The organism is Lentilactobacillus hilgardii, assembly GCF_009832765.1.
GTDB classification, from domain to species: Bacteria; Bacillota; Bacilli; order Lactobacillales; family Lactobacillaceae; genus Lentilactobacillus; species Lentilactobacillus hilgardii.
This window is the reverse complement of the sequence record NZ_CP047121.1, coordinates 1,694,473-1,713,067: the sequence shown is the minus strand read 5'-3', so window position 1 is coordinate 1,713,067 and position 18,595 is coordinate 1,694,473. Positions and strand designations below refer to the sequence as shown.

15 protein-coding genes and 1 pseudogene are annotated in these 18,595 nt (G+C 40.4%); 9 read left to right on the top strand and 7 right to left on the bottom strand.

What is annotated here, in order from left to right; translation table 11 throughout:
- Nucleotides 1-20 precede the first annotated feature (20 nt).
- Nucleotides 21-1,391: an MFS transporter gene (locus tag GQR93_RS07990; RefSeq protein WP_003554137.1), complete on the top strand. Its 1,371-nt coding sequence runs from the start codon at nt 21-23 to the stop codon at nt 1,389-1,391.
- 39 nt (nt 1,392-1,430) lie between these two features.
- Nucleotides 1,431-2,932, top strand: a pseudogene (arfA, locus tag GQR93_RS07985) (arabinosylfuranosidase ArfA).
- 56 nt (nt 2,933-2,988) lie between these two features.
- Here the strand turns inward: arfA and GQR93_RS07980 are convergent.
- Nucleotides 2,989-3,855: an AraC family transcriptional regulator gene (locus GQR93_RS07980; RefSeq protein WP_003554131.1), complete on the bottom strand. Its 867-nt coding sequence runs from the start codon at nt 3,853-3,855 to the stop codon at nt 2,989-2,991.
- 290 nt (nt 3,856-4,145) lie between these two features.
- Here GQR93_RS07980 and GQR93_RS07975 point away from each other — a divergent pair, with 290 nt between their 5' ends.
- The 3 genes from GQR93_RS07975 to GQR93_RS07965 are packed head-to-tail and all read left to right on the top strand — an operon-like array spanning nt 4,146 to nt 6,809.
- Nucleotides 4,146-4,520 (top strand): cupredoxin domain-containing protein, encoded by a 375-nt coding sequence (locus tag GQR93_RS07975; protein ID WP_003554129.1) that lies wholly within the window; start codon nt 4,146-4,148, stop codon nt 4,518-4,520.
- Nucleotides 4,521-4,545: 25 nt separating this feature from the next.
- Nucleotides 4,546-4,869 (top strand): cupredoxin domain-containing protein, encoded by a 324-nt coding sequence (locus GQR93_RS07970; RefSeq protein ID WP_003554128.1) that lies wholly within the window; start codon nt 4,546-4,548, stop codon nt 4,867-4,869.
- Complete coding sequence (locus GQR93_RS07965; protein ID WP_003554126.1) at nt 4,866-6,809, top strand: copper-translocating P-type ATPase; 1,944 nt, start codon at nt 4,866-4,868, stop codon at nt 6,807-6,809. Before GQR93_RS07970 ends, GQR93_RS07965 begins: the two co-directional genes overlap by 4 nt.
- A gap of 90 nt (nt 6,810-6,899) precedes the next feature.
- Here GQR93_RS07965 and GQR93_RS07960 read toward each other — a convergent pair whose 3' ends face one another.
- A complete protein-coding gene (locus tag GQR93_RS07960; protein ID WP_225428935.1) occupies nt 6,900-7,256 on the bottom strand; it encodes an ArsR/SmtB family transcription factor in 357 nt (118 codons plus the stop codon).
- 192 nt (nt 7,257-7,448) lie between these two features.
- Between GQR93_RS07960 and GQR93_RS07955 the strand changes: the two genes are divergently transcribed.
- Nucleotides 7,449-9,392 carry a heavy metal translocating P-type ATPase gene (locus tag GQR93_RS07955; RefSeq protein ID WP_003554122.1) on the top strand — a complete coding sequence of 648 codons (1,944 nt, stop codon included), beginning with the start codon at nt 7,449-7,451 and terminating at the stop codon, nt 9,390-9,392.
- A gap of 113 nt (nt 9,393-9,505) precedes the next feature.
- Here the strand turns inward: GQR93_RS07955 and GQR93_RS07950 are convergent, their stop codons facing one another.
- Nucleotides 9,506-10,774, bottom strand: coding sequence for a chloride channel protein (locus tag GQR93_RS07950; RefSeq protein WP_035444840.1), 1,269 nt, complete (start codon nt 10,772-10,774; stop codon nt 9,506-9,508).
- Nucleotides 10,775-10,945: 171 nt separating this feature from the next.
- Entirely contained in the window at nt 10,946-11,431 is a 486-nt protein-coding gene (locus tag GQR93_RS07945) for a GNAT family N-acetyltransferase (RefSeq protein WP_225430290.1), read from the bottom strand.
- Between the two features lie 197 nt (nt 11,432-11,628).
- Between GQR93_RS07945 and GQR93_RS07940 the strand changes: the two genes are divergently transcribed.
- From GQR93_RS07940 to GQR93_RS07930, 3 genes are all read left to right on the top strand, one after another.
- Complete coding sequence (locus tag GQR93_RS07940) at nt 11,629-12,339, top strand: TIGR00266 family protein (protein ID WP_003554115.1); 711 nt, start codon at nt 11,629-11,631, stop codon at nt 12,337-12,339.
- A gap of 235 nt (nt 12,340-12,574) precedes the next feature.
- On the top strand, nt 12,575-13,423 hold the full coding sequence (locus GQR93_RS07935) for an aldo/keto reductase (RefSeq protein WP_035444839.1): 849 nt from the start codon (nt 12,575-12,577) through the stop codon (nt 13,421-13,423).
- Between the two features lie 54 nt (nt 13,424-13,477).
- A complete protein-coding gene (locus GQR93_RS07930) occupies nt 13,478-14,128 on the top strand; it encodes an NAD(P)H-binding protein (RefSeq protein WP_003554111.1) in 651 nt (216 codons plus the stop codon).
- 133 nt (nt 14,129-14,261) lie between these two features.
- Here the strand turns inward: GQR93_RS07930 and GQR93_RS07925 are convergent, their stop codons facing one another.
- From GQR93_RS07925 to GQR93_RS07915, 3 genes are read right to left on the bottom strand one after another with little or no spacing between them, the layout of a single operon-like run.
- Nucleotides 14,262-16,829 carry a YfhO family protein gene (locus tag GQR93_RS07925; protein ID WP_003554109.1) on the bottom strand — a complete coding sequence of 856 codons (2,568 nt, stop codon included), beginning with the start codon at nt 16,827-16,829 and terminating at the stop codon, nt 14,262-14,264.
- Between the two features lie 5 nt (nt 16,830-16,834).
- Nucleotides 16,835-17,512 (bottom strand): phosphatase PAP2 family protein, encoded by a 678-nt coding sequence (locus GQR93_RS07920; RefSeq protein ID WP_003554107.1) that lies wholly within the window; start codon nt 17,510-17,512, stop codon nt 16,835-16,837.
- Nucleotides 17,513-17,522: 10 nt separating this feature from the next.
- Entirely contained in the window at nt 17,523-18,464 is a 942-nt protein-coding gene (locus GQR93_RS07915) for a glycosyltransferase family 2 protein (protein WP_003554105.1), read from the bottom strand.
- Between the last annotated feature and the right edge of the window lie 131 nt (nt 18,465-18,595).

Below are 18,595 nucleotides of genomic sequence, written 5' to 3'. Positions count from 1 at the left end.
GCAGATTTGGAGGGATTCACATGAAAAGTTCTGTTGGAGAAGCAATCAATAGTAAAGTCAAAATTCCGTTTCATAGAATGTTAGCTTATGCCAGCACTGATGCTGCCGGTAATTTACTTTATACAACGGTGACAACGTTTATTTTGTATTATTTTACGGATGTTTTTGGATTGTCGATCGCAGCTGCAGGTACTATTTTGCTGGCTGCTCGAATTTTAGATGCTTTTGATGCACCAATTTGGGGGTTCATTATTGACCATACCCATACCAAATGGGGGCAAAGCCGGCCGTATTGGCTATGGATGGCGTTTCCGTTTGCCATTTTCTTTGTCCTAATGTTTTGGTCACCGGATTTAAGTGCAACGGGTAAATTCTGGTGGGCGTTAATCACTTATTTGCTGTTTGGTATTTCGTACACGGGTGTTGGGACACCAATTACATCAATTCTGCCTAATTTAAGTAATGATTCCGATCAGCGAATTAAGTTAAATAGTACCCGAAGCATCGGCGGCATGATTGGTTATTTTATTACTGCTACTTTCACGCTAAGTTTTGTTTCTTTCTTTGGAGACACACCTCAAGCTGGTTGGAGAAATACAGCCATAATTTTGGGGGTTATCGGATTCGGCTTGTTAATGTTTGCGTTTTCAGATACCCGTGAGATTAATAAACCCAAAAAAGCTGTTTCAATCTTGAGTTCCATTAAGGCGGCCAAATCGAACTGGCCATGGTTTATCTTAGTGCTTGTCTTTATCTTCTATTGGTTGGGAAATGCGTCCCGAACCTCAGTTGTTGTCTATTACACTCAATATAATTTAGGACATAAAGAATTCGCGTCGATATTAAATGCTTTGGTTATGATGCAATTGATTGGTATGGTTGCCATTCCGTTTCTGGTCAAGAAATTCCGGAAAACGTATGTCTTAATGGCCGGGATGTTTCTTGCGGCCTTGGGGCAAGTTCTGATAGCCTTTACCGGACAGTCATTCATTGGCTTATCCCTTGCGTGGTCGTTAGCTTCCATTGGAACAGGAATCTCCGTCACCCTGCCATTTGCAATGCTCGCAGATACGGTTGATTACGGTGAGTGGAAAAACGGTATTCGAGCCAGTGGCTTCTTGACTGCTATTGGTAGCTCCTTTGCAATTAAAATGGGATCAGGATTAGGCGGTTGGGCACCTTCAATTGTTCTGGCACGTGCCGGGTACAAGGCAGGTGCCGTTCAAAATGATCAAGTCCTCTCAGCTATTAGATTCTGTATTTCATATTTACCCGCAATTTTCTTTGTCATTGGTGGACTACTTATCCTGCTGTATATCAAGTTTGAAAGACAGGAAAAGGGAATCCGCACGACTTTATTGGAACGGCGGGGCAGCTTGAACGAAGGTTAGAATAAGTGGCGATTATTTATTAGAAGGAGGAAATGAGTGATGAAAGCAACATTAAAAGTTGATCCCAGTAATCAAATTTCGAAAATTGATGAACGAATTTACGGGTCATTTATTGAGCAGCTGGGTCGAGCCGTTTATGAAGGAATCTATCAACCAGGGCAGTCGACAGCAGATAATGATGGCTTGCGCCGGGATGTGATTGACGCGATTAAAAAGTTAAATATACCAATTGTTCGCTATCCGGGTGGTAATTTTGTTTCTCAATATAAATGGGAAGATGGTATCGGGCCAAAAGACGCGCGACCAACCCGTTTGGATTTGGCTTGGCGATCAATTGAGACCAATCAATTTGGATTACATGAGTTTATGAACTGGGCGGACAAGGTGGGAACCAAAGCAGACATGGCTGTCAACCTTGGTACTCGCGGTATTATGGCTGCTGCGAATTTAGTTGAATACTGTAATTTTCCTAAAGGATCTTATTGGAGTGATCTTCGTCGACAGAATGGCCAGGAACAACCATACAATATCAAAACGTGGTGCTTGGGTAATGAAATGGACGGGCCTTGGGAAATCGGTCAAAAGACGGCGTATGAATATGGTCATTTGGCTAATGAAGCGGCCAAGGCGATGTTGGCGGTTGATGATTCAATAGAGCTGGTTGCCTGTGGAAGTTCCTCAATGGATAACCCAACCTTTGGTGATTGGGAAAAAACTGTACTGGACCAATGTTACGACAACGTGGATTACTTATCATTACACAGATATTATGGATTTTATGGTGACGACGACCCTAATGAACTTGACAATTATCTTGGCAAAAATATTGATTTGGACGAGTTCATCAAAGGTGTTGTAGCAATATGCGATGCTGTAAAGGCACGAAAACGAACCAAAAAACAATTAATCTATCGCTTGATGAGTGGAACGTTTGGTATCATTCAAATGACCAAGATGCCAAAACGGCGCCTTGGCAGACGGCACCACACCTTTTGGAAGATGTCTATAATTTTGAAGATGCATTGTTGATTGGCAGCTTATTAATGACATTATTGAAAAATAGTGATCGGGTAAAGATTGCCTGTTTAGCACAGCTGGTTAATGTTATTGCGCCGATTATGACAACTGATCAGGGTGTTTGGTTCCAATCCATTTTTTATCCATATATGCAGGTCTCGAATTACGGAAAGGGAATTGCCCTGACTCCTGAGGTTGACGTTGCAACATATAAATCGCGTGAATTTGACGCAGTACCGTATCTTGATAGTATTGCGACATATGATCAATCACAAGATGAAGTTACAATTTTTGCTGAAAATAAAAGTCAGACTGAAGTGATTGATTTTAGTACATTGTTGCGAGACTTGAATGTTAAAAAAGTGATTGAGGCTACTCAATTTTACGGTTACGATGTCAAAGCCGACAACAGGGATGGCAAAATGGGATTACAATCCTTGGATGTATTGACAGACGATCATGAAATTAAAGCGAAATTACAGCCACTTTCATGGAATATGATCAGGGTACATGTTTCTAAATAATGAATTAATATAAAAACAGGAACTAGATTAAATCTAATTTAATTTAATTTCTGTTTTTATTTGCGCGTAAATTTTTCACGGTATGCGATTGGTGAAATCCCATAATGTTGTTTGAAGTTGGATGAAAAATAATAAATGTTACGATAACCGACATCTGTGGCAATCTGGTTGATGGGTTCGGATGTTGTTAATAATCTTTTGACAGCTTCTTCAAGTCGATATTTGGTTAAAAAGGCATTGGGTGTCATCCCAAATGTTTTCTTCATACTTAACGTAACGGAATTTGGATGGACATGAAACTTCTGTCCAAGAGAGGTATTTGTAATTTTTTCATCGAAGTGATCCCTCAAATAACGTTCGATATTTTCGGCAAGTCTCGTATAAGATGATTCGTGTTGGATTTTTTCTTGGACCGTTTGGAGAAGATCGATGAATTGTTGTTGAGCCTGCCAAAAGCCAAGGTTGTTTTGTAAGGCGCTATTCTTAAAAATTCGATTAATGAGTTTAAAAGTCGCATCCTCATCAGTCAATTGTTGACATTTTTTTAGGTAAAGGGTGACTGAAGGCGTGAAATAATGAAGTGTTGGAATATTGATTTTAGAATTCACTTCTACCGGCGTCGGTCCCTGAAGCCATTTACCCGTTACAGAAAAGTGAAGCCAATAGTATTCGGTTTGTTCTTCTACTGTTTTCCATGAATAGTGATGATGACGAGGCAGGAGAATAAAAACGTCACCTTGCTTGAGTGTGTAATTATGGCCGTCTTCGGCAATGAATAATGTGCCTTTTACCATAAACATGAGGACAAAGTACTGAAGGTCGTTTCGATTGGGGTGAGTTTCTCCTGCATCAAAAATGGCATATCCACCCTGAATAAAAGTTGGTAGTGGGATACAGGAAATTGAAATGTAGTCGGTTTCCATAGGATTTATCCTTTCGGAGTTTTATTGATAACTCTAGTATAAGCGATTTTAAAAGAAAATTCGAAAGCGCTTTAAATTCTATTAAAAATAGTTTTTTAGTAGTTGTCTGCCAAGTGACGCTAAGGACTAAAGCACTTATTTTTTGCATATTTCAGAAAATGCTTGCATTTTCAAGTTTACAAGTGTAGATTATAAATATGGAAAGTTTACGTTTGTAAATTTGACTGAGACCAACAAGAAATCAGCTGATTGTTTTTGTTAAAGAATATTGATGAAGGGAAGTAGGTTTGATGTTACAGATGATAACGTTTATGGTAGCAATCCTGTTAATCGCATTTATTGTCTGGTGGTTCTTTGGTAAGCATGAAGGGTCGGTTGCTGATGCGCAGGTTACAGATAATAAACAGGAAACAACTGTTTTGGTTGATGGAGGTTATTCTCCAAGTACATTATTTTTAAAAAAAGGAATACCAGCCAAAGTGAGTTTTCGAATGAATGACTCAACCGCTTGTTTATCACACGTTGTGTTTGAAAAGTTGGGCATTGACAAAGACTTAACAAAACAGAGTGTGACCGAAATTGAAATTCCGACCGATAAAGCACAAGAATTTGATTATGCATGTGGTATGAATATGTTCCATGGGAAAATAATTGTTAAAAACTAATTTTAAATATAGAAAGTAGGAAATAATGATGAACTTTAAAAAACTTTTTGGTGGTCAGGACAAGTCGGAAACAACTAATAGTCATACTCAACTCATTAAGATCAATGTTGATCATGGATATGAACCAAGTACGGTCACGCTTAAACAAGGTGTTCCTGCGAAATTGATTTTTCATCGGATTAACGACTCGTCCTGTTTAGCTAAAGTACAATCTGAAGAATTGTCTTTTAAAAAGAACCTACCGTTAAATAAAAATGTCGAGGTTTCGGTTAGTACTGATAAAAGCGGTGAATTCAATTATGCATGTGGTATGAATATGTTCCATGGAAAGGTGATTGTTAACGAATGAAATTATCCAATATGAAAAAGTTTTGGCTTTCATTAATTTTGGCAAGCCCAATGCTGCTTCAAATGGTTTTGATGCCGTTTCATTGGATGATGCCCGGATACAACTGGATTGCCTTCATTACAACCACAATGGTTATGTTGGTTTCAGCGGTTCCTTATTGGAAAAGCGCATGGGCGGCATTTAAACATCATAATGCCAACATGAATACACTGGTTGCCGTAGGAACTTCCGTTGCTTATTTTTACTCACTTTTTGCAATGATGACTGGAAGAGCGGTTTACTTCGAAAGCGCTGCGCTTGTAACTGTTTTTGTGTTGCTTGGCGACGCTTTGGAGGAACGGATGCATCACAGTGCTTCTAATGCTCTAGGTAAGTTGGTGAGTTTGCAGGTTAAGGAAGCGGAAGTTTTATCCAAGGGACAGTATGTTAAAACGCCACTTGAACAAGTTCAAGTGGGAGACATGATTCGGGTTCGTCCGGGCGAAAAGGTACCTGTTGACGGGGTTGTTACTGAAGGTGTCACTAACATTAACGAATCTATGGTAACGGGTGAAAGTATGCCCGTCGTCAAAAAAATCGGCGACAACGTTATCGGTTCAACGATTAATTCGGACGGTATGATTATTTTTCGGGCTACCAAGGTTGGCAAAGACACAGCTTTGTCCCAAATTGTCGAATTAGTCAGAAAAGCCCAGACCAGTCATGCGCCTATTCAAAATCTGACTGATCGGATCTCGGGTATTTTTGTTCCGGCAGTTCTAATCGCTGCTATTTTGACCTTTGTGATTTGGTTTGTATTTTTAGGTGCACCGGCAGTTCAGGCGATGTTATTTTCCGTATCTGTTATTGTCATTGCCTGCCCGTGTGCCTTGGGATTGGCCACGCCGACTGCTCTGATGGTGGGTACCGGTCGATCCGCAAAAAAGGGCGTCTTAATTAAAAATGGCCAGGCACTTGAAGAGGTCAACGACGTTAAAACAGTTGTTTTTGACAAAACAGGTACAATTACTGCGGGAAAGCCGGTTGTTACCGATGTCGTAGGTAATCAGGAAAAAGTGCTTCAAGTTGCCGCAAGTTTGGAAGAGAATTCCGAGCACCCACTGGCAGCCGCGGTTATGGCTAAAGTGAGTGGAGCCAAGATAACTTATCAAAAGGCCAAAAAATTTAAAAATATTGAAGGTAAAGGTGTTAAAGCAGTTGTTAACAATCAAAAAGCCTTTGTTGGCAGTGATAAACTATCAAATGATTATCTGTTATCTGATGAAATGAAGAAGCAAATGGCTAAATTACAGAATGATGCCAAAACGGTTGTGTTGGTCGGCTTAAATGAAAAAATCATTGGGTTGATTGCAATCCAAGATACCCCTAAGAAAACCGCTACTGAAGCAATTACCGAATTACGTTCCCGAGGACTTAAAACGGTTATGTTAACCGGGGATAATCAACGGGTTGCTCAAGCGATTGGCAGACAAGTTGGCATCGATCAAGTCATTGCCGGCGTTTTGCCAAATGAAAAGGCTGACCATGTTAAAGCTTTACAACAGTCAGGCAAAGTCGCTTTCGTTGGGGATGGTATTAATGATGCACCGGCACTAACCGTTGCCAATGTTGGTATTGCAATGGGATCTGGAACGGATATTGCCATTGAATCAGGTGAAATTATTTTAATTCAAAATGATTTACTGGGCGTTGTTCGTGCACTTGATATTGCCAAAAAGACATTTAATCGAATTAAATTAAATCTGTTTTGGGCTTTCATTTACAATTTAATTGGTATTCCAATCTCTGCAGGAATTCTAGTTGGTATCGGCCTTCAGTTAAGCCCTGAATTGGCGGGCTTGGCAATGGCTTTCTCATCCGTTTCGGTGGTGACGTCATCGTTGCTTCTGAATAGATCTAAAATTGCAGGAGACCATGAGAATGATAAGGTCACTGCTTGAGTGCAACGAGATAATTGTCAAAATAGTCACCAAAAAATGATTTGACCTAATGCCTCATAATGGCAAATGGTCAAATCATTTTTTGTTGCATCAGGATAAATGATGCTGTTTCTTTTCTTCTATATGTTCAATGATCTGTTTGAATATTTGAACAATATGATCATCGGTTAATTGATAGTGAATTTGTTTCCCGAGCCGTGTTCCCTTTACCAGTCGATTGTCCTTTAACACCCGAAGTTGGTGGGAGATGCTGGATTGACTCATTGTTAAGATATCGGCAATTTCATTAACACTTAATGATGTTTCCGACAACGCCAACAGAATTCTCATTCGTGTTTGATCGGCAATGACTTTAAAAACAGTGGTTACCGTATCAATATGTTCGGAAAGCGGAATGCCATTTTCTTTCATTTGTTCATAGGCTTGTTTGTGATCCTGTTCAGTCAAATGATTACCTCCGTGGAAATCTATAATAATTATAATGTACGAATTTAGTCGCATTGTGTCAAGCAGGAAGCAATGCTTGAGATTTTTGAAAATAAATGATAAGATATTCATATGAGGAGATACTCATATGAACGTAAATTCAAATGTACGTTAGATTGAAATTGACAATTATTAGACAGGGAGGTAAGTCTCGTGAAAAAATTGAAAATGACAACCAAATTATACTTTTTTGGGCTGATCCTGTATCTACTTGATCTGGTATTAATGTTTTCTGGTTTTAACTCAGCTATTGTCACCAGTTTATTTTTAATTGCGACAGTTTCTTCGGGATATCACGTTATTTTTGAAGGCTTTGAAAAGACCATTTTGGAAAGCAAAAGAACTAGCAGATTCATGCCTAACATTCATTTATTAATGTCACTAGGTGCTGTTGGTGCCATTCTCATTGGGAGTTACGAAGAAGCAGCGTTACTGGTTCTGATATTTGCCGGTGCACATTTCTTGGAAGAATTTGCTGAAGGCAAAAGCCGGCGGGAAATTAAAGCTTTATTGGAAATGACACCGGTTAAGGCCAAGAGAATCGATGATGACGGAAAGGCTTCGGAAATTTCGGTTAACGATGTCAAAATTGGCGATCGAATTCAGGTACAAAATGGTGACGAGGTACCAATAGACGGTCAAATCATTAGTGGTCAACCTGCCATTAACGAATCAGCTATCAATGGTGAGAGTATTCCCAGAGAAAAAGGACCTGGTGATAATGTCTTTGCGGGTACGGTCAACGGAAATGCCACGTTTATGATGACAGCAACGAAAAGGAATGATGAAACGGTCCTTGCTAAAATTTTAAAATTGGTCGAACAGTCTCAGAGTCATTTAAGTAAGACTGCAACCAGGATTAAACTGTTGGAACCTAAATATGTCACGGCCGTCTTAATTTTATTCCCACTTGTTTTGGCGGCTGGTTATTGGGGCTTTAACTGGGGGTTAAACGTTAGTTTATATAGAAGTATTGTTTTTCTGATTTCAGCTTCACCATGTGCTTTTGCAGCTGCAGCGGTACCGGCAACACTTTCTGCCCTATCGCAATTAGCTAAAAAGGGTGTTCTATTCAAGGGTGGTTCGTATTTGTCCAATTTAGCAGAATTAGAGACGGTTGCTTTTGACAAAACGGGAACGCTCACCAAAGGAGAACCGGAAGTCACGGACTTTTATTTAGTTGATTCTAAAGACAAAGACAAGTTAACAAACATTATTTTTGCCATTGAATCTCAAATCAATCATCCACTGGCTGCTGCAATTGCAAGTCATTTTGTACCAACCGAAAGGCTTCAGGTTGATGTGTCAAATGAAATTGGTAAAGGGGTTCAAGCTGTTTATGGCAGTAAGGTGTATGCCATTAAAAAGCCAAGCTTGTTTTCGGAAGTATCGTCATTAATCGATAAGAAGATGCGTCAGTTTGCCGGTGAAGGCAAGACAGTTGTCTATCTCGCCGAAAACGATAAGGTAATTGGCCTGATTGCATTGATGGATACACCAAATGAAAGATCAAAGCAGACAATTCAGTTTTTGAAAGATCAACAGATTCACACCATGATGATTACGGGCGATTCAAAGCAGACCGGTGAAGCCGTTGGTCAATTATTGGGAATTGATGAAGTGATTACCAATGTTTTACCTGAGCAAAAAGTTGACGTGATTAAACAACAAAAGGCCCAAGGTAAAGTAACCGGAATGGTCGGTGACGGTGTGAATGATGCACCGGCATTAGTGACTGCAGATATTGGGACCGCTATGGGAGATGGCACCGATGTCGCAGTCGATGTCGCGGATGTCGTATTAATGAAAAATGATTTATCAAAATTTGTGACGTCGTATGAAGTATCCAAACGGTTAAAAAAAGTTGTCTGGCAAAATATTATTTTCGCATTGGTTGTCGTAATGGTATTGGTTGGACTCAATTTCTTTGGTCTGATGACGATTGGTTTAGGCGTCTTCATGCACGAGGGAAGTACATTATTGGTAATCTTGAATGGTCTGAGGCTGTTAAAAGGAAATAAAGATTCAAACGTATCTGTAACAAAGCAAACCGAACCAACACTTGGACAGAAGATGAATCCGGCAATAAAAGGCTGATGAAACATGATCAGATTTATTTTGTTAGTGAATAAAAAGCCGCCATTATTTTTGACTAATCAACGTCAAAAACAATGGCGGTATTTAGATGGTTTACGTGTAAACACATTAATTTACATAACTTTTCTTAAAACAACTCTTGAGATTGCAACTGAAATTGCGACGCCCATTCCAAGTGGGATTAGTGCCATAGAGTTCAGATGGCAGACTTCAAAAACCATGAATAATGCCATCAAAGGAGCCTGCTGGGAAGCGGCTAATAGACTACAGCCGCCAAGCAGTGCACACTGCCAAATTGGCATGCCGACGTATGGAAAGATGAAGATACCTATGAATGCACCAATAGCGGCTCCAATTGCAACAGAAGGCGTTAAAGTCCCTCCAAAAGCACCAGCCCGAATTGTAAAGACGGTTACGGCATACTTTGCAACGGCTCCCAGTAACAACACAAGCAGGAAATTTCTACCCGTAGCGCTGATCGAAAATTGGGCAAGGGCTCGACCATTTCCCATTATCTGGGGGAAATTAATTGAAATTAAACCGGTGATAAAAGAAAGTAGTGGCAGTTGCCATAAAATATGGTAATTGTCCGGTTTTACACTTTCAGCCCATGTAAAAGATTTTCGGAAAAGCGCGCCAACAATGCCGCAAAGAAGGGAAATAAAAATAGCAATCCATAAGAATTTGGGTTCAAACTGGGCCTTGCCGACTAAATAGTAAGGTTCTGTTCCTCGGACACTGGAACTAACAAGCGCGGCAATCACTGACATTGGTAGGCTAACGCAAACGGACCGGATTGATATTTTCTTAAATAAAACTTCAACACAAAAGAACATCCCCGTCATAGGAGCGTTATAAACGCCGGCAAAACCGGCACCTGCAGCTGAAGCAATTAACAAAGCAACGTCATCCTTAGATAAACGGCCCCAATGCAGCCTGTTAAGTAGGTTATTCCACTTCTGGGCAATCATGGCACCGGCTTCTCGAGGTGCCAGTTCCCGACCAATAGAGCCACCAGTTCCTACGTAAAAGATCTGGGTCATAACGTGAAGAATAGTTTGAACAGCAGGCATATTTTCACCAGCCAACCCTTTTCCGATTGTTACGGGTGGTTTTACTTTTGTCCTTAATATCCACCAAATGACTGCTGCAATGATACCACCGATAAAAACCGAGAACAGTCTGGCATCGTTTGGGCTTCCCGTGATAATTGGTCGAAGTGGCGTTTCTTTAAAATGAAGAAATCCTTCCTCAATAAAAGTTAAAAACAAACTCAAAAAAAGTGAACTCATACCAACAAAAAGCCCAAGAGCAATTGTTGAAATAGTTAAAATTAAATTTTCCTTTTTCATAACAGGAATTATCTTACCATATCCAGCCATTAATAGGATTAACGGTTCATGAAAATTATTAAAAGATAACCAGCTTTCAAAAATAAATCGGTTGAGTTCAACCATCAAAAACCTTGGCACTGGCACTTAAATAGGCAAAAATGTGCAGGCGGATTGTCAAAAATGCCTGGAATGTGGGCTTGGTTGGTTAAAGAAAATTAATTATCGTTGTCGGTCCATAAGCTGTTTCACCAGTTTTAACTCATCAACAATCGGGATGCCGTTATCTGCTTTTAGCGGAATCTCCGGCTTGATTTTTCGGGCCAGTCTAACTGCGTCGGGGATCACTTCCGTTAGCCGAAACCCTCTTTTTTGATAAAAACCAAGCGCATTTAGATTATCGTTTGTCGTGATAACCTCAAGTTTGGTCAACTGTTTTTCGTATGCCAGCTTTTCAACCATATTTAATAGTTGAGAACCGATACCGATTCCCGGCCTTAGACTGTCAATAGAAATAATTTCAAGATAATCCGCTTTTAATTCATAGCTTAATAAACCGATGATTTGGTCATTTTTCATTGCAATAAAGCCTTTTAAATCTTTAATATCATATTGTCCCGTCGAAACAACCATGTTGGTTGCTCCCCATAGATTTTGAAATAATTGAATGGCCGATTGACGATGGCATTCGAGTGGTATGATTTGCATAGATACTTCCATCACTTTCTGGTTTTGTTTAATTATATGATAATTGATTGGTGGATAGCCATTATCAAGTCGGTTTTGATATCATTCAGGTTGATATTGGCTTTTGTTGTACAGCTGATCTTTTCAGTCAATTAAGCATTAATTTCGACTGATCCTCTGTTATACTGGAGTCAAATTTGGTTAGGGGATGAAGAATCATGGATTTTACAATTTCAAAAGATACTGCGTTTCCCACAGTGACACTCAAACTGCGCAAGGGCGAGCAGATTCAAATTGAACGCGGATCAATGATTGCCCATAATGGTCAAGTGACTTTGGAAGGGCATATGAACAGCAATGGTAAAAAAGGCTTCGGGGGTGTATTAAGCGCGCTGGGTCGTTCTGTAACCAGTGGTGAGGGATTCTTTATTACAACTGCCACAGGCAACACAGACGACGGTGAATTGCTGATTGCGCCTGCCAATCCTGGGGCCATTCGGGAATTGCGTACGGATGAGTCTCATCAGTGGCGTCTCAATACCAGCGCATACTTGGCTTCCGATGAAGGGACCAGTTATAAAATGATTCGACAAAAGCTGGGAAGCGCTGTCTTTGGCGGAACCGGCGGGTTGTTTGTCATGGAGACGCAGGGTAGTGGTACTTTTCTGGTTTCGGGATATGCTGATATTATGTCCGTCGAGTTGCAGGGAAATGATGAATACGTTGTTGACAACAGTAATGTTGTTGCTTGGAGTCAAAGCTTGGACTATAACATTGAAGTCGGCAGCGGCACATTTGGTTTTAAGACCGGTGAAGGATTGGTTAACCACTTTAAGGGTACTGGAACCGTTTTGATTCAAACTCGAAGTATTGAGGGGTTGGCAAATTTATTGATGCCGTTTTTGCCAGATAGAAGTAATGATAACTAAACAGATAGGTTTGTTTAATAAATAATTGAGCATTGTGCCGGGCTGTTTTCTTCGAAGGAAAAGTGGCCCGTTTTTTTATACCCTTAAAGTTTTGATTTTTAACCTGGCAGTTAAACAATTGATGGGGCGTATCTTATAAAAAATGTCATTTAAAAAATAATATGGCTTGCCTTGGAGTCCACACCAAGGTTTACACTGATCTTGTTAAAAAATATGAGGAGGCAATCAGTTCATGATGAAAATGGTTAGACTAAACAATGGCGTTGAGATGCCTATACTTGGTTTCGGGGTCTTTCAGGTAACAGATTTGGCTGTTGCACAACGGGCAGTTCTTGATGCAATAAAATCAGGGTATCGATTAATTGACACAGCACAGGCATACGGTAACGAGGAAGCGGTTGGCCGGGCCATTAAGCAAAGTGGCATTGATCGAAAAGAACTGTTTATTACAACTAAACTTTGGCTGACTGATACAGGTTATGATGCGACCAAGAAAGCCTTTCAAGCATCATTAAAACGACTGCAACTTGATTACATTGATCTTTACCTCATTCATCAACCGTGGGGCGATGTTCATGGATCCTGGCGGGCGATGGAAGATCTGTATCGAGAGGGTAAGATTCGGGCCATCGGTGTTTCGAATTTTGAGCCTGATCAATTAACGGACATTGCAATTTTTAATGATGTTAAGCCGGCTGTTAATCAGATTGAGGTCAATCCTTGGAACCAACAGCTTAAACCGGTTAGCTTTATGCAGGATAATCAGATTCAGCCGGAAGCCTGGGCACCGTTTGCGGAAGGTAAACACGACATTTTTCAAAATTCGGTTTTGGCTCAAATCGGTCATAGGTACAATAAGTCAATTGGTCAGGTTATTCTGAGATGGTTACTGCAACGTGGAATTGTCACAATCCCCAAGTCGGTTCATAAAAATCGAATGGTTGAAAATATCAACATTTTTGATTTTGAACTCACAGATGAAGAAATGACGATGATTCAGAAACTGGATAAACAAGAAAGCCAGTTCTTTGATCATCGGGATCCGGAAGCACAAATGAAAATCGTGGGTCGCCGGATTAAATAGTTGTTTTTAGTTAAGTATTACGGAACAATTTGATAATAAGGAAGGAAATTATTAATGAATTTACTTATATTAGCTGCTAATGGTCAAATTGCCAGAATTGTTGAAAAAAGACTTCTTTCCGAAGATAAATTCAAGGATATCTCGTTGACGTTGGGTTTGCGTCAGCCAAAACGATTAGCTGATTTGGCAAACAACCCCCGAGTCCGCCTTCTTGATGTGGACATGGAGAATCAAGAATCGGTTAGCCAAGCAGTTGCGGGTCAGGATATGATTTTTACGGCAGTCGTTGATCATGATCCTGATAATAAAATGACCAGAAATATTATTTCGGCAATGAAAGCACATAACGTCAGCCGTATTATTTCAACCAATATTTTAGGTATTTATGATGAAGTACCGGGAGAATTTGGTCGTTGGAATCGGTCAATGGTCAAAAGCGGCTTGGCGGCCGCAACTCAGTCAGATACGTTGTTAAGCCAATCGGGTTTGGCCTATACGACATTGCGTTTACCTTGGCTGACTGACCGTGATGAAGTTTCGTACCAAATCACGCATAAGAATGATCAATTTGTCGGGGTATCAGGTTCCCGTAAAAGTGTCGCTGATTTAGTGTTGAAAATGTTCACTGATCCATCATTGGGTGTCAATGATAGCTTGGGCTTGGCCGACCCCGCAACGCAAGGCAAAAATCGCCCTGTTTATTAGTTGGAGGACCTTGCATTCCCCGGGTTTTGAGGTTTAAAAATAACGTTTAAACACTAATCGGTATACTAGACAGCTTCAAATTGTCCAGCATACCGATTTTTTTAGATATTAGTGACTATTTTTAATGAAATCCTCAAGATCTTTTACGGTGTTTCAAGGGTTCTTTCAATTTTAATACCATACTAAGGCAAATAAATGATACCAGCCCCAATATAGAAAATATTGATCCGATGATTAATCCCGGTGTGTGGTAGGTTAAAACAATATAATTAAGTCCACTCTTTATCGGAACAGCCATCAATCCATTAAGCACTTTCCCGGGTGCGGTTGGGTGACCATTCACTTTGATTTGCCAGCCCTTATCAAACGGGATCGATAGAAAAGCCGATCTTTGATGTCGGTTGGCGATGATGTCACCGCTTATTTGATTTCCTTGAATCTTTGGCACATAACCCGGAAATTGTAATGATGCAACAAGCTTTTTGAATTTCCACTGGTTCATACTTTCAAATTGTAACGCTTCAGGATAAGGAATGGCTGACGTAAGAGCAACTGAAAGTTTCGTTCCTTTGGTGTATGACCCCAGCCGATCCAAAAATCGAAATCGATTGGCAGGAACCTTGGGACTGGCAATGTGTTTGCCATTTACCGTAATAGTGGTGTAATTTGTACCACGAAGCCGCGCATTGAGATATAAGGGGCCGGTTGTGTTAACGGTCATTTGTAAATGATATCGGTAATTAGTCTGCTTGGACTTGTTTCGTATAAGTTGAACACGGGTTTTTCTGACGGGATAGAAATAAGGGGCCTCTCCCTTATTAATTGAGACCAATATTTTTTCGAGGTTCGTGAATTTATCAGTTGGATGCAGCTGAATTGTCGTCAGGGACTTACTTGTAGGAAATCCCATTCCGACATAGCTGGTATTTTGGGTCAATCGATTGGATGGGCTAACATTATATTTAACGCCCAAGAGCATTTCAGTAACCGGATTTAATCCTTGAGCACTGATTCTACGAACATTTTTGCTGAAAAGTCCCAGTGAATTTAATGTTCTTCGGGTAGTATCGTTAATCGTTGAATTATATTCTGAAATCCCCCGATAATTAAATAAAAGCGCATCATTATAGTTATAATATCTCTGAAAACTGTTATTAATGAGTCGGCTTTGATTATTGGTTCGATAAAGTTGTCCTGAATCTTTCGTAATCGGTTTGAGTATGGCGGCTTCCCGTTGGTAACGTTGTTGATATTGGATTTGATTACCAAAAGGTGAGCCGGCCATAGCTATCAGGAAATTACCACTAAGCTCTCCTGCAAACAGCCCAATCATCAAGCAAGACTGAAGAAGTCGACCAGTGGTAAAAATAATGAGAGATCCAAGTACAATAACACTTATATTAAGCGTCAAAATGCCCAATTGCGTGCTGGAAAGCCGATTTGAAGCAGATGACATCATTAAAAAGTGGGGCCCAAACGTTCCAAGGATTAAGCACCCCATAATAATTGCTGGTAAGGCGACTTTCCAGTGACGAGAAACCAATTTGGCGTTCTTCAACCAAGCACCGTATGAGATGGTTATCATCATAAAACTAAAGAAAAAAGCTTGTCGAAACGGAAATCCGGACGGTTGCTGAAACAGATGCCAGATTGTATTTGTGATACAGACCTTCATGCTTAACAGCAAACCAAGCAAAAAGATGGCAGCGTGCCACTTTGAAGATCTGCTGATATTAGGATGGACAAAATAACATCCCACTAAAAGCGTGACAATTAATGAGCTGAAAATAGCAGGTGCGTGGATTAAATGGTTGCCATAACTTACACCACCGATCCCCAGTTGAGCGAGCACGGGAAAACTGAACATGGATCTGAACGTAAAATTTGCGGAAACATAGGCATGTTTGGCAGTCTGCATCATGCCAATAATTGTTGGCACCAGAATGACCATTGCACTCATGAGACTGAAGAGACCTGAAAAAACGATCGTTAACAAATGGTCCTTGTTTTGATTTAATAATTGGCTGAATGATAATTGACCATGACCGTCTTCATAGATGATATAAACGGTATAACAGACGATAAAAATACAGATCATATATCCTAAATAGTAATTAACAATGACGCCGAAGAGCAGCCAGACAAAAAAGCGTGTCGGTTTGCCACCCCGAACAATTGTATCCAGCCCATTAATAATGAGTGGGAGACAAATCAGACTATCCAACCACATGATATCAAAATAGTCGGCAGCAACGAAGCCGCATAATCCAAAAGCAGCTCCAAACAAAACTGCCCATCCGCTGACAATTTCAAAATGGCGTTGTAGAAAATAAGCCATTGCCGCAGAAATACAAGCGACTTTTAAAATAATCATCAATGTGATCGCTGATGGCACTTGAGCAGCTGGGAAGAAAACAAGTCCCAGATTAAATGGACTCATGAGGTAGTATGCGAGTGTTGGCACGGCATTACTGCCAAGACTAAGCCCGAATGAGTATAGACTAAATTGGTGTGTGACAAGTGCATGCCGAAGTGCGGTCAGAAACGTGACGTATTGGGCTGCGTTATCACTAAAAAGTAAGTTTTGGCGACCAAATGGCGTAATTTGGTAAGCAATCATGACCCCGGTTATGATGAGCAGCGCAAATACCCCGGATATGGCCGTTGTTACTCCAATACTTTGACGAAATTTCGTAAGCATAGTTCTTACCTCGTTTTTTTAGGATCTGAACCCGTTAATTGATTGATGGTAGACGCAATTTGCTGTTCGTGTCGTAAATAACTGATGTTAACAGTTTGCCACCAAGCTTGTGCTAGGATGAACCCACCTAAAACGTCCGAAGGAAAATGAACCTGTAGGTAAACTCTTGAAATGGCCACTAAACCAACCCAATAGATTAATAGAAATAATAAAAAGAATTGATGTTGACCCCGATTTGTTTTTGAAATAACGAAATGCCAAATTAAAACTGCCAACATTGTTGTGCCAAAGACATGGCCGCTTGGAAAGCTGTAACCTGTTGCTCTGACCAGCTCGAAAGCCGGTCGTGGCCTTTGAATAAGTTCCTTTACACATAATTCCAAAAGATCACCGCCAATTACTGTTGTTAATGTGATCAGTGAAAAAAGAGGTTGTTTTCGATGGAGCAGCCACCCTGAGAGAATAAGGGCGCCAAGAGTTGTCACAATCGGGCTTCCGGTAAGGGTAATCCATTTAAAAGCAGTCAGTTGTGAAGGTTGTAAAAAGCGATGAATATCAATTAATCCGAGTTGATCAATATTAAAAAGATGGGAAGACTGTTGCTTAACCATGAAGGCGACAATTGCAAAAAGTCCCCACCAGCTAATCAAAATCTGTGTGTTATAATTATATTTTTTTTGCATACGAATCACCTCAACGTTCTTTTTTAATCAGGTACAGTGGTCGGTGCTTGGTTTCCAAATAGATTTTACTGATGTATTTGCCAATAATGCCCAAACACAGAAGTTGGATGCCGCCAACCATTAGGATAATTGTGACCAAGGAGGGCCAGCCAATTGTGGGGTCCCCATAGATTAAGGCGCGAACAACGATAAAAATCAGTCCAAAAATAGCTAGTATGAATGAAATAATGCCAATCCAAGAAGCGATTGCGAGTGGAACGGCTGAAAAGTCCATAATGCCATCTAATGAGTAACTCACTAATTGGCTAAATGACCAGTGTGTTTTTCCGGCAACCCGATCATGGTGGGGGAATGTCAGGTATTTTGTTTTAAAACCGACCCAGCTAAAAATCCCCTTGGAAAATCGATTGTATTCAGGAAGAGAAATGATTGCAGTTACGACTGAACGTCGCATAAGTCGATAATCACGGACACCGGAGCGCATTTTTACTTTTGAAATTTTGTTAATAAGGCTGTAAAATCTGTCTGAACACCAGGAACGAATTCTAGGTTCACCATTCCGACCGGTCCTTTGGGTGGCAATGACATCATTATCGGTGGTATCTAACAGTTCGATCATCTTTGGCAGAAGTTCCGGTGGATCCTGCAAATCGACGTCCATAACGCCGATGTATTGGCCGTCAGCTTGGGTAAAACCGGCAAGGAGGGCTGCTTCTTTGCCAAAATTACGGGTGAAGTCAATGTAATGAACTCGGTTGGGATCCTTTGTGTTTAGAATTTCCAGTTCATCAAGCGTTTTATCAGTAGAGCCATCGTTTATGAACCAGTATTCCCACTGATAATGACCGGAATGATTGGCAAATTGGGTCAAAATTTTTTCAACGGTTTTGTAAAAAATGGGGATACTTGCCTGTTCGTTATAGCAGGGAACAACGAGTGAAATAAGTGTCATAGAAGTGCCTTCCTTTTGTAGGGATGATGTCGATAAATAACCGGTTAGATCATTGTCTTTATAATAAAAAAAATCCCGCCTAGTCGAAATAGGCGGGAAAAAAGAGCCAGATGAGATTTTCACAGATTTGA